10 protein-coding genes, 1 tRNA gene and 1 pseudogene are annotated in these 11,561 nt (G+C 56.4%); 8 read left to right on the top strand and 4 right to left on the bottom strand.

The annotated features are described in order from the left end of the window. Window positions 1-2: 2 nt before the first annotated feature. The 3 genes from Q1W40_RS12690 (at window position 3) to Q1W40_RS12680 (ending at window position 2,543) form a co-directional block, all read left to right on the top strand. Window positions 3-1,256 (top strand): aspartate kinase, encoded by a 1,254-nt coding sequence (locus Q1W40_RS12690; protein WP_300712638.1) that lies wholly within the window; start codon window positions 3-5, stop codon window positions 1,254-1,256. Window positions 1,257-1,274: 18 nt separating this feature from the next. Next, window positions 1,275-1,367 (top strand) — tRNA-Ser (locus tag Q1W40_RS12685). Between the two features lie 375 nt (window positions 1,368-1,742). Then, on the top strand, window positions 1,743-2,543 hold the full coding sequence (locus Q1W40_RS12680) for a serine/threonine-protein kinase (RefSeq protein WP_300712636.1): 801 nt from the start codon (window positions 1,743-1,745) through the stop codon (window positions 2,541-2,543). A 201-nt stretch (window positions 2,544-2,744) separates the two neighbouring features. On the opposite strand, the gene Q1W40_RS12675 is transcribed toward Q1W40_RS12680, so the two are convergent. After that, window positions 2,745-3,665, bottom strand: a complete 921-nt coding sequence (locus Q1W40_RS12675; protein WP_315169078.1) for a site-specific integrase — start codon at window positions 3,663-3,665, stop codon at window positions 2,745-2,747. Window positions 3,666-3,686: 21 nt separating this feature from the next. Then, window positions 3,687-3,935 (bottom strand): annotated as a pseudogene (locus Q1W40_RS15160) (Arm DNA-binding domain-containing protein); the annotation flags it as partial. 319 nt (window positions 3,936-4,254) lie between these two features. Between Q1W40_RS15160 and Q1W40_RS12670 the strand changes: the two are divergent. Then, window positions 4,255-4,971 carry an SDR family oxidoreductase gene (locus Q1W40_RS12670; RefSeq protein ID WP_300712634.1) on the top strand — a complete coding sequence of 239 codons (717 nt, stop codon included), beginning with the start codon at window positions 4,255-4,257 and terminating at the stop codon, window positions 4,969-4,971. Between the two features lie 27 nt (window positions 4,972-4,998). On the opposite strand, the gene Q1W40_RS12665 is transcribed toward Q1W40_RS12670, so the two are convergent. After that, a complete protein-coding gene (locus tag Q1W40_RS12665; RefSeq protein ID WP_300712632.1) occupies window positions 4,999-6,210 on the bottom strand; it encodes a CaiB/BaiF CoA-transferase family protein in 1,212 nt (403 codons plus the stop codon). A gap of 179 nt (window positions 6,211-6,389) precedes the next feature. Here Q1W40_RS12665 and Q1W40_RS12660 point away from each other — a divergent pair, with 179 nt between their 5' ends. Both Q1W40_RS12660 and Q1W40_RS12655 read left to right on the top strand, forming a co-directional pair. Continuing rightward, window positions 6,390-7,373, top strand: coding sequence for an OmpA family protein (locus Q1W40_RS12660; protein ID WP_300712630.1), 984 nt, complete (start codon window positions 6,390-6,392; stop codon window positions 7,371-7,373). 55 nt (window positions 7,374-7,428) lie between these two features. Next, complete coding sequence (locus tag Q1W40_RS12655; protein ID WP_300712628.1) at window positions 7,429-8,103, top strand: hypothetical protein; 675 nt, start codon at window positions 7,429-7,431, stop codon at window positions 8,101-8,103. Here the strand turns inward: Q1W40_RS12655 and Q1W40_RS12650 are convergent. Beyond that, entirely contained in the window at window positions 8,045-8,470 is a 426-nt protein-coding gene (locus tag Q1W40_RS12650) for a response regulator (protein WP_300712626.1), read from the bottom strand. The two genes, Q1W40_RS12655 and Q1W40_RS12650, sit on opposite strands and share 59 nt — an antisense overlap. Before the next feature lie 163 nt (window positions 8,471-8,633). Between Q1W40_RS12650 and Q1W40_RS12645 the strand changes: the two genes are divergently transcribed. Together Q1W40_RS12645 and Q1W40_RS12640 are read left to right on the top strand one after the other, a co-directional pair. After that, the gene (locus tag Q1W40_RS12645) at window positions 8,634-10,127 is read left to right on the top strand and encodes a sigma 54-interacting transcriptional regulator (RefSeq protein WP_300712624.1); all 1,494 of its coding nucleotides are present in this window, start codon (window positions 8,634-8,636) and stop codon (window positions 10,125-10,127) included. Between the two features lie 193 nt (window positions 10,128-10,320). After that, window positions 10,321-11,508 carry a substrate-binding domain-containing protein gene (locus tag Q1W40_RS12640; RefSeq protein ID WP_300712622.1) on the top strand — a complete coding sequence of 396 codons (1,188 nt, stop codon included), beginning with the start codon at window positions 10,321-10,323 and terminating at the stop codon, window positions 11,506-11,508. Window positions 11,509-11,561 lie beyond the last annotated feature (53 nt).

Below are 11,561 nucleotides of genomic sequence, written 5' to 3'. Positions count from 1 at the left end.
TGATCGTTCACAAATACGGCGGCACCTCGATGGGCTCGACCGAGCGCATCCGCAACGTCGCCAAGCGCGTGGCCAAATGGACGCGTGCTGGCCACCAGATCGTGGTGGTGCCCAGTGCCATGAGCGGCGAGACCAATCGCTTGCTCGGTTTGGCCAAGGAGTTGGCCCCCGCCAAACCCGACACTTCGTACAGCCGCGAGCTGGACATGCTGGCCTCCACCGGTGAGCAAGCGTCGTCGGCCTTGTTGGCGATTGCCCTGCAAGCCGAAGGCCAGCCTTCGGTCAGCTACGCCGGTTGGCAAGTGCCCATCAAGACCAACAGCGCGTTCACCAAAGCCCGCATCGAATCGATCGATGACGTGCGCGTGCGCGGCGACTTGAACGCAGGCAAAGTCGTGATCATCACCGGCTTCCAGGGTGTGGACGAGCAAGGCAACATCACCACCTTGGGCCGTGGCGGCTCGGACACCTCGGCCGTGGCTGTGGCTGCAGCCCTCAAGGCTGACGAGTGCCTGATCTACACCGATGTGGATGGCGTGTACACCACCGACCCCCGCGTGGTGCCCGAAGCGCGTCGCCTGCAGACCGTGAGCTTTGAAGAGATGCTGGAGATGGCGTCGCTGGGCTCCAAGGTTTTGCAAATCCGCTCGGTCGAATTTGCGGGCAAATACAAAGTGCCCATGCGCGTGCTGTCCAGCTTCACGCCCTGGGACATTGACATCAACGAAGAAGCCGCCTCTGGCACCCTGATCACTTTTGAGGAAGACGAACAAATGGAACAAGCCGTCGTTTCCGGCATCGCTTTCAACCGCGACGAAGCCAAAATTTCCGTGTTGGGCGTGCCCGACAAGCCCGGCATTGCGTACCAAATTTTGGGCGCTGTGGCCGATGCCAACATCGAAGTGGACGTGATCATCCAGAACCTGAGCAAAGACGGCAAGACCGACTTCAGCTTCACCGTGCACCGCAACGATTACGCCAAAACCATCGACCTGCTCAAGGAAAAAGTGCTGCCCGCACTGGGCGCGGCAGAAGTCGCGGGCGACGCCAAGATCTGCAAAGTGTCCATCGTCGGCATCGGCATGCGCAGCCATGTGGGCGTGGCCAGCAAGATGTTCCGCAGCTTGAGCGAAGAAGGCATCAACATCCAGATGATCTCCACCTCGGAAATCAAGACCTCGGTCGTGATCGATGAAAAATACATGGAATTGGCTGTGCGCGCCTTGCACAAAGCCTTCGATCTGGACCAAGCGTAAGCTATAATTTGACCCACTGGAAACGTGACCGAGTGGCCGAAGGTGCTCCCCTGCTAAGGGAGTATGGGGTGTAGAGCCTCATCGAGGGTTCGAATCCCTCCGTTTCCGCCAGTGAGCTAGTAAAGACGCGCCTTTGGGCGCGTTTTTCATTTCTACATACCAAAAAACATACCAATAAAAGACCCCTTGGAAATTTGTGGGTTGAGTTGGTAAAGTTGAAATGAGAACGGCATTGATGGCAGCCAGACCTGCCTCATGTTGCTTGTATCAGGGGGGCTTCAAAATCCAGTCTATCCGACCCCACCGCACCCCCACCCCCCCGTTTTAGGTGGATGGTTCCATCCTTCAGCTTTACACACTGTTTTGCTCAAACGATCAGCTTACGGTTTCATTTTGGAGCCCCCCCCCCTTGGTTTCCAAAATCAGCCCCCCCCGGGGTATAAAAGATTTTGCTAAGAGTCGAGGGTTCCGGTTGATAGTGAACGGGTGACGAACTACCCACGAGAATTCGCTAACCGAGATAGCACCTTCACGATCCATGCGGTAGGTAACACCGAGGACAAAGATACTTTTGCTTGGGGTCTCAAGCGCTTTCTAGATGAAGCCAGAGTTTTGGCCCAGTTGAGCCACCCCAACATAATTTCAATCAAACGATTCTTTGAGGCTCACGGAACCGCCTACCTCGTCATGGAGTACTGTGACGGCAAGCCGTTGGATGAAATTATCCGTGACCATGGACCTCTCAACGAGACTGAATTGAATGGGATTCTCTTTCCGTTGTTGGATGGACTGGAGCACGTACACGAGAAAGCCTTTCTTCACCGTGACATCAAGCCAGCAAACATTTTTATTAGGCGAAACGGCAGTCCTGTCCTGTTAGATTTTGGTGCTGCTAAGCATGAAATGACCTCTCACAGCAAGAGCGTGACAAGTCTTGCGACGGCCGGTTACGCTCCGTTTGAACAATATTCAACAAAAGGCAAGCAAGGAACCTGGTCGGACATTTACGGGTTGGCTGCAACGATCTACAGGGCTACCTGCGAATTGTTCTTTTACTTGGTGCTGGTGAATGGTTTTGAGGCCAAGATTCGAACGTTAGTTTCGCAGCTCGATTCATGGATTCTTCGGAGTAGTCATCGACAATCTTTGCAGCAACAAGCTCCCATGTTGGCGTTGATTCGCCCTTTGCCTTTCCTCCTTTTCTTCCCATCTCTCTCATGGATGGCAATCGTGCATCTACCGCCAAAATTTCGTTTTCCGTTATTCCATCGCACGCACCGTTCATAAGCACTGCAGCCTCTGAAAATTTAATGCGTAGACTCTTGCGGTAAGGCTCCACTTTTTCCACTGTGGCATTCAAATCTTGTAAAACGATCTGCCAGATCTCGCTCTGGTTACCACCACGACCGCGCACTCGATCTCTTATGTAGGCTGGCGGATTTTTGAGCGTCCCTATTTTTGGTGGGCGTCCTCTCAGTTTGGCACTCATTAGTCACCCCCACAGTAGTTGGCCCAGTCGTTCATCATCTGAAAGCGCTTGTCGAGCATGTCACCGCGACGGTACGCCGCCTCCACCTTATTGCTGATGCTGTGCGCCAGTGCGAGCTCACAGGCCTCATTGGGGTAGTTGGTTGTCTCGGCGAGCCAGTCCCTGAAACATGACCTGAACCCATGAACCGTGTAGGCGTTACCACTAGACCTGCGCAACACGGCGGTCAAGGTCATGTCTGATAGGGGAGTGTTCGGCTTGCTGCTTGGGAAAACGAGGTCTGTGCCATCCATGCGCGGTAGTGAGGTTAGTAGATCAATTGCAACTGCCGACAGTGGCACCCGGTGTTCCTGGGCCATCTTCATTCTCTGGGCCGGTATCACCCACAGTTTGCTTCCGAGGTCGATCTCACTCCAGACGGCCCCACGGATTTCGCCAGACCTGCAGCCGGTCAGGATCAGGAATTCAAGCGCCTTTGCCCCCAGTCCGCCTCGCCCCCTGAGCTCCTGCATGAAGGCGGGAAGATCTTGGTACGGCATGGCCGCATGGTGTTTGACCTTGGCCACTTTGCTGGGCTTCGCCAATGAGTGTTCCAGGTGGCCTTTCCATCGGGCGGGGTTCTCGCCCTGACGGTATTTGTTGAAGGTAGCCCAGTCCAGCACAGCCTCAATCCGGCCGCGCAGTCGTTTTGCCGTCTCGGTCTTATCCTTCCAGATCGGCGTGAGCACGTTCAATACGAGGGCTTCGTCAATCTCGCTGGCAGGCAAATCGCCCAGCACGGGGTAGGCGTACTGATCCAAGGTGTTCGTCCACTGCTGCGAGTGCTTCGGGTTTTTCCACTCGCTCTGGTGAGCATCAATGTATGCTGTTGCGCATTCCCTGAAGGTCTTTGTCCGCCGTTGCCCGATGCGTTGGGCCATGCGTGCTTCTTGACGGGCAGTGAGCGGGTCAGATGGCTTTGTGGGGTGTTTGAGTTGTTCTCTTAGTTCCGCGGCACGTTTCCGCGCCTCAGCGAGCTGAATGGCATGCAGGGGCCCAAGTCCCATTTGCCTGCGTCCGCCCTCAGGCGATGTGAACCGAAAGACCCACGACTTGCTGGCTCCTCGGACCAACAGGTACAGGTTGCCGCCATCTGCATGGATGCCGTCCTTGAGGTGCTTTAGCGCCACTGCGGCCAGCTTGCCTGGCATGTGATTGGTCTTCCCCATGTCCCCGATCCTGTGAGCCATTCTGTAGGCCATATGTTAGAGGATGATGTGGAATTACAAGGGTCTACCTGAAACTAAAATTGAGCTAAGTATCTGTCGAGTAATATATTTATTTGATTTCGGAACTGTATGGGACTTCATGGTTATGGCGGATGGTTTCCTCCGTTTCCGCCAGAGCAAAGCCCGTGAGATCCGTCTCACGGGCTTTTTTCTTTTCTACTTTTCGTTCCTTCTGTCGGTGACACCCTCCGAGTTGCGCCTCGCGTAAATTACGCATCAGCGCAACTTACAGAGGTCCATCATGAAGATTCCCCGCAATGTGTTGGTGGTTGGTGCAAGCAGCGGCATCGGTGAGGCCATAGCACGCGCTTTTGCCGAGCAAGGCGATCATGTGACGGCGACTGGGGCAACCGAGGCAGAGGTCAAGGCGGCCCATGAGCGGCAGCCCACAACGGTGCGTTTTGTCCAACTTGACGTTCGTGACGGACAAGCCGTGGCGCAATTGGTTTCGGCGCTGGGCGAGCTGGACGTGCTGGTCAATTGCGCGGGCATCATCCGCAGAGGTCAAGAGCATGACCCGGATGTCTTTGAGCACGTTCTTGACATCAACCTTGTGGGCACCATGCGCCTTTGCGCGGCAGCCCGCAGCAGCTTGGCCCAAAGGGGCGGTTGCATCATCAATACGGCCTCGATGTTGTCCTTTTTTGGAGGAGGGCTGGTGCCCGCTTACAGCGCCAGCAAAGGCGGCATCGCCCAACTGACCAAATCCTTGGCCATCGCTTATGCAGAGCAGGGCATTCGTGTCAACGCGATCGCGCCGGGGTGGATTGCCACGCCGCTGACCCAGGCACTTCAAGATGATCCAGAGCGTTCAGCCCCGATCATCGCCAGAACGCCCATGAAGCGGTGGGGGACGCCTGATGATCTGGTCGGGCCGGTGATGTTCTTGGCCAGCCCGCAGGCGAAGTTCGTGACGGGCGTTGTGTTGCCTGTGGATGGCGGTTACTTGATCTCTTAACCTCAAAGGCAAGCTCATGAAGCCGATTCAGGCCACGATGCCTCGTGCCTTGAGTTCCTGAATCTGATCGGCGCTCAGGCCGATCTCTTGCAGCACCGCATCGGTGTCTTGGCCAATGCCAGGCGCATTGCTCGCATGCCCACCAGGTGTGCGTGACAGCTTGGGCACGATGCCGGGCAAAGACAAAGACGAACCATCGTCCAACTGAATCTGCTCGATCATGCCCCGCGCTTGGTAATGCGGATCGGCCGCGATGTCTGCCACGTTGTAAATGCGTCCGGCCGGCACAGCGGCACCATCGAGCGCGTGCAACACATCGACAATGTCGCGCTCGGCGGTCCATGCGCCAATGGCTGCATCGATCTGTTCAACGCGCTTGACACGTCCACTGTTGTCCTTGAGTTCCGGGTCCTGGCCCAAGTCATCGCGCCCAATGGTGTGCATCAAGCGTTTGAAGATGCTGTCGCCATTGCCGGCGATCAGCACGTAGGCGTCGCCCTGGCAGCGGTAAGCGTTGCTGGGCGCAATGCCGGGCAGGGCGCTGCCAGCAGCTTGTCGCACAGCACCAAAAGCGCTGTATTCGGGCAACAGGCTTTCCATGCAATTGAAGACGGCTTCGTAAAGCGCCACATCGATCACCTGGCCCAGCCCGCTGCGCTGGCGCTCATGCAGCGCCATCAAAATGCCGATCACGCCGTGCAGTGAAGCCAGCGTATCGCCAATGCTGACGCCCACACGCACGGGCACGCGGCCAGGCTCTGCCGTCAGGTGGCGCAGACCGCTCATGGCTTCGGCCACCACGCCAAAGCCGGGTTTGTCGCGGTAAGGGCCGGTCTGACCATAACCACTGATGCGCAGCATGATCAGGCGCGGGTTCAGCGCTTGCAGTGCATCGGGGCCCAAGCCCCAGGCTTCCATGGCGCCGGGGCGGAAGTTCTCAATCAACACATCCGCATCCTGGGCCAGCTGACGCACGATGTCTTGGGCTTCGGGCTCTTTCAGGTCGAGCGCCACCGAGCGCTTGTTGCGCGACTGGATCTGCCACCAAACCGACGTGCCATCTTTGAGCAAACGCCACTTGCGCAAAGGATCTCCAGCACCCGGCGGCTCAATCTTGATCACTTCGGCGCCGAAGTCCGCCAGGGTTTTGGCGGCAAAGGGCCCGGCAATCAGTTGCCCGAGTTCGATGACCTTCAAACCCTGCAAGGGGCCCAGTTTTGGCGTGTTTTTCGGTTGCATGCCGATGACTATAAAAGATCTGAATCGTGCTTTAGGCGGTTGAAAATGTGTTTTTTGTCATTTAAGAATACGCCAATTGGCTGATTTTAAAACTAAATAATTCAACGAAGATACCTCATTCAATTTTTAACAAAGCTATTTAAGTCTTTGTGAACAAACAAAGGATGAGGGATAGAGTCATGATGAATAGGTTTTTCAAGGTTCCCATGCGCGGCGTACAGCACGCAGCGCTCGCATCCGTGTTGTTGCTCGCGTGCACAGCAACAACACATGCGCAAGTTGGCAAGGACAGCGCCGCTGCTACCGCCGGCTCTGTGAACATTGAGGCGTATGGCGAGTTGTATGCCGCCAGCAGGCCCGTTGGCAACCAACTGAGCAAAGTCTTCTTTTATCGCCCTACGTCGGTGCTTGCGCCGCAGCCAGTCAACATCTACCTGGATGGCCGTTACCACACCTCCTTGCTGCGCGGTGGCTTTGCCGAAGCCTGCATGGTCCCGGGTGCCATGGCCGTTCAGTCAGTGCTGGACGATGCCAGTCGCCAGCACACCGGCAAACAAGAAGCAGGGCAGCGCATCCAGTTCGACGCTGGCAAGACTGTCTATCTGCGTTTGCAAGAGAGCGCTTATGCACCGCCAAGTTTGCAACTGGTCAACGCGTCGACGGCTCAAACCGAGTTGAGAAATATCCGCCGCCAAATCCACACAGTTTCGCGTGTGAAGGCTGTCAGGGAATGTGTGGATGGCGTAGAAGTAGCAGCACCCATGGCCAAGCCCTTGGGCGATCAAAAATTTGCATTACAAGCCGATGCCTTGTTTGAGTTTGGCAAAGCAGAACTTCGCCCCGCAGGCTACAACGCCATTGAATTGCTGGTCCAAAAAGTCAAGAGCGAATACCGCTCGGTCGACAGCATTCGGGTCATTGGTTTCACGGACGCCATTGGCCCCAAGAAGCTCAACCGAAAGCTGTCTGAAGACCGCGCCATCACTGTGGCTGAGCAAATTCGGGCGGGCGGTATCAACCCGACAAAAGGCATTCAAACCGATGGCCGTGGCGCGGCGGAGCTTGTGAAAACAGAATGCGGTAACGAGCCCACCCCCAACAACAAGCAATGCCACGCCCCAAACCGCCGTGTTGAGGTGTCCGTGTTCGGCGTTCGCAACTGACATTTCCCATTCAAACCATTTTCATTTTCAAGCCACTTGTTAAAAGGCCACTGCAATGACCAAGACATACCAAATCAAAATCAACCAGGGTAAAGACGCCAAAGCTCTGGACATTCCACAAGCGGGCTCCAAGGGCCAAGCCGTGACTGTCAAGGCAGTCTCTGGTGCCACGTACCAACTGATTGATCCAGAGACCGGCTATGGACCTGAAAACATCCGAGCAAGCCGCCAAGGCAAAGACCTCAAAGTCAGCTTTGAAGGCAGCAAAACCACCGACCTGGTGATTGAAGACTATTACACGGTCACCGCTGACAACTTCAACGGCCTGATCGGTGAAGCCGAATCGGGCAAGTTTTATGAATACATCCCGGAAAACGCCTCAGGCATGGCCAGCGTGCCCATGCTGGCTGACGCGGGTCAGGTGGTAGGCATGGCCCTGGGCGGCGCAGAAGTGGCCCCTGCCGGAGCGGCCGTGGGCGTGCTGGCCGCAGGCTTGTTCAGCCCCTGGTTGCTGGGCGCTGGTGCGTTGGGTCTGGCTGCTGCGGGGGGCGGCGGCGGCGGGGCTGCTGCGACCACAGACACAACTAAGCCAACAGGGCAAACAGGTGAATTGGCCGTTGTCAGCGATTCTGGTGCGAGAGATCATGTGACCAATGTCACAAAGCCAACTATCACGGGCAAATCCGAAGCGGGTTCAACCGTGGAGGTTTCCTTCGTAGATCCTTGTTGAGCCCGTTTTCAATGGCGGTCATCAAGGATTCCATGCTGAAGGGCTTGAGCAAAAAATCGATGGCGCCCAGTTTCATGGCCTCAATGATTTCGGTGGGTTGGCTCTCTCCGCTGATGAAGATGATCGGCGTTTCACGCCCGTTTTTCCGCAGGATGATCTGCAATTCTGTCCCCGTCATCTGGGGCATCCGCATGTCCAGCAAAATCACGGCAGGAGAGATGGGCAGGGAGTCCTTTAAAAATGCGCGTGGGTTGTCGAACGTCTGCACCGAATAGTTCGATGAGCTGAGCGTGAAGGATAGGCTGCGGCAAATCGATGGATCATCATCGATCAGATAGATGTGGCCTCGAAAATCGTCAAAATTCATAAAATGATAATAATTTCTTTTTTACGGAATGGAATACGCCAGTTGGCGTATCGATAGCCGAAAGGTTTGGTTAATTTAACCTTAAAGAATTGCTATTTAGGTCAAATGAGTTCGCTTCTTTAGTGTCTTTTTTCATGGGCTGGGCCAACAGTAAGATGGCGCCATGCCTTCAACTGATGTGGACCTGATGGTCGATTTGCCCAAGGATGCCCAAAGCATCCTGAATCTGGCTGCGCGCTCACTGTTTGACGTGTTCGCCAACGCCAGCGAAGGCATGTTGCTGGTGGATCGTTCTGGGCGTGTGGTCTGGATCAATGACCAGTACCGCCGCTATTTGCCCGCCTTGGGTTTTGCGCGGGAAGAAGACTTTGTCGGTCAACCGGTCTCATCGGTGGTGCAGAACACCTTGATGCACCAGGTGCTGGAAACCGGCAAGCCCATCCTGATCGATTTGTTGGACAACAAAGCGGGCACTTTTGTGGTCAGTCGCTATCCGCTGCGCGACGATGCCGGGCGGGTCATTGGTGCCTTGGGGGTCGTGTTGTTTGACCAGCCGCAATCGAACCTTCAGCCGCTGATGGCCAAGTTTGCCTTGATGCAGCGCGAGCTGGACGAGGCGCGTGATGCCTTGGCGGTTCAGCGCCGCTCGAATACAGGCTTGAGGCAGGCCAAGCACAGCTTTGCCAGTTTTGTGGGCGGCAGTGCGGTGGTGGCCGATCTCAAGCGGCAAGCGCGTCGGGCTGCGCAATCGAGCAGCCCGATTTTGTTGTTGGGCGAAACCGGGACGGGCAAGGAGTTGCTGGCCCACGCCATCCATGCCGCATCGCCCAGGGCTCGTGGTCCTTTGGTCAGCGTGAACATTGCCGCCGTGCCGGAAACCCTGCTGGAGGCTGAATTTTTTGGTGTGGCACCGGGCGCCTACACGGGGGCTGACCGCAAGGGGCGCGAAGGCAAGTTCAAGCTGGCCGATGGCGGGACCTTGTTTCTGGATGAAATCGGGGACATGCCTTTGGGCTTGCAAGCCAAATTGTTGCGAGCGCTTCAGGAAAGTGAATTTGAAGCGCTGGGCTCCAACCGGCTGGAGCATTTTGATGCCCGTGTGATCGCAGCCACCTCACGCGATCTGGCCCAATTGGTCAGGGAAGGACGCTTTCGCGAAGACCTGTATTACCGCTTGAACGTCTTGCCCTTACGGGTGCCGCCTTTGCGCGATCGAGCGAGTGACATTCCGGCTTTGCTGGAGGTGGTGACCGAAGAGCTGGCCATGCGCAATGCCTTGCCACAACCAGAATTCACAAGCCAGGCTGTGGCCTTGCTGAGTGCCCAGCACTGGCGGGGCAATGTGCGGGAGTTGCGCAATGTGCTGGAGCAGTTGCTCTTGCGCTGCGATGGCAGCTTGATCGACGACAAGGCGGTGGCGTTGGTTCTGCAAGATTCTGGCTTGCGCCAGATTGCAGCCCCCGTGAATTTGCCTGCGAGCAGTGGCACCCATCGCTCAGCGGATGCGTCCACTTTGCTGCGCCCTTTGGGCGAGCAAGTGCGAGAGCTGGAAACCCGGGCCATTGAAGCGGCTTTGCAGGCGACTTCGGGCAACAAATTGGCCGCAGCCAAACTCTTGGGGATGTCCCGAGCCAAGCTTTACCAATGTTTGAGGTGATGTCTTAAATTCAGGCTGTGTATTTTTAATGGACATTCAATGTCTGATTTTTGGTCATTTGAAAATGGACTGACCCATGTCATCAGCCTGAAAATACCGTTCTGACAAGCACTTAGCCCATCGCGTCGGGGACTGCCCGCCTGGCACGGCTTGTGCAAAGATGCAGGTGCAAACCATTTATCAGGAGACCTGCATGATCCGTCGACACCTCATTTCTTTGGCTGCATTGAGCACCTGTGCGCTGATGGCGCCTGCCGTCATGGCCCAAGGCAAAGACATCAAGATCGCCCACATTTACAGCAAGACTGGCCCGCTGGAAGCCTACGGCAAGCAAACCCAAACGGGTTTGATGATGGGTTTGAGCTACGCCACCGGCGGCAGCATGACCATCAATGGCCGCAAGATCGTGGTGATTGAAAAAGACGACCAGGGCAAGCCTGACCTGGGCAAGAACCTGTTGGCGGCAGCTTATGGTGACGACAAGGTGGATTTGGCTGTGGGCCCTACCGGCTCACCCGTGGCGCTGGCCATGCTGCCAGTGGCCGAAGAGTACAAAAAGATCTTGTTGGTTGAGCCTGCCGTGGCCGACTCGATCACTGGCGAGAAGTGGAACAAATACATCTTCCGCACCGGCCGCAACAGCAGCCAGGACGCGATTGCCAACGCCGTGGCGGTGGACAAGGACGGCGTGAGCATCGTCACCATGGCCCAGGATTCGGCCTTTGGCCGTGACGGTGTCAAGGCCTTCAAGGACGCGATCAAGAAGGCCAAGGTCGTGCACGAGGAGTACCTGCCGCCCGCCACCACCGACTTCACCGCCGGTGCCCAGCGCATGATCGACAAGCTCAAGGGCCAACCTGGCCGCAAGATCATCTTCATCATCTGGGCCGGTGGCAACCCGTTCAAGATCGCCGACATGGACTTGAAGCGCTACGGCATCGAGATCGCCACGGGCGGCAACATCCTGCCCGCGATGGTGGCCTACAAGCAGTTCCCCGGCATGGAAGGCGCGGCCTACTATTACTTCGGCATGCCCAAGAACCCGGTCAACGACGCCATGGTGGCTTCGCACTACCAGCAGTTCAAGACGCCGCCGGACTTTTTCACCGCAGGTGGTTTCTCGTCGGCCATGGCCTTGGTCACCGCACTCAAAAAGACCAATGGCGACACCAACACCAACAAGCTCATCAGCACCATGGAAGGCATGAGCTTTGACACGCCCAAGGGCAAGATGACCTTCCGCAAGGAAGACCACCAGGCCATGCAGAGCATGTACCACTTCAAGATCAAGGTCGATCCGGCTTTCGCCTGGGGCGTGCCCGAGCTGATCCGCGAGATCAAGCCCGAAGAAATGAACGTGCCGATCCGCAACAAACGCTGAAACATGGTTCCCGGGTCAAGCCTATGGATTTGACTCGATGAAGTGACATGTCA

The sequence above is a fragment of the Limnohabitans sp. genome, from assembly GCF_030158565.1.
Classification (GTDB): Bacteria; Pseudomonadota; Gammaproteobacteria; order Burkholderiales; family Burkholderiaceae_C; genus Limnohabitans_A.
This window is presented reverse-complemented; position numbering and strand designations above follow the sequence as displayed.

Coding starts and splice junctions, on each gene's coding strand:
- Q1W40_RS12675 (WP_315169078.1), bottom strand. CDS start 3,665: ATGGCCCAACGCATCGGGCAACGGCGGACAAAGACCTTCAGGGAATGC.
- Q1W40_RS12670 (WP_300712634.1), top strand. CDS start 4,255: ATGAAGATTCCCCGCAATGTGTTGGTGGTTGGTGCAAGCAGCGGCATC.
- Q1W40_RS12665 (WP_300712632.1), bottom strand. CDS start 6,210: ATGCAACCGAAAAACACGCCAAAACTGGGCCCCTTGCAGGGTTTGAAG.
- Q1W40_RS12660 (WP_300712630.1), top strand. CDS start 6,390: ATGATGAATAGGTTTTTCAAGGTTCCCATGCGCGGCGTACAGCACGCA.
- Q1W40_RS12655 (WP_300712628.1), top strand. CDS start 7,429: ATGACCAAGACATACCAAATCAAAATCAACCAGGGTAAAGACGCCAAA.
- Q1W40_RS12650 (WP_300712626.1), bottom strand. CDS start 8,470: ATGAATTTTGACGATTTTCGAGGCCACATCTATCTGATCGATGATGAT.
- Q1W40_RS12645 (WP_300712624.1), top strand. CDS start 8,634: ATGCCTTCAACTGATGTGGACCTGATGGTCGATTTGCCCAAGGATGCC.
- Q1W40_RS12640 (WP_300712622.1), top strand. CDS start 10,321: ATGATCCGTCGACACCTCATTTCTTTGGCTGCATTGAGCACCTGTGCG.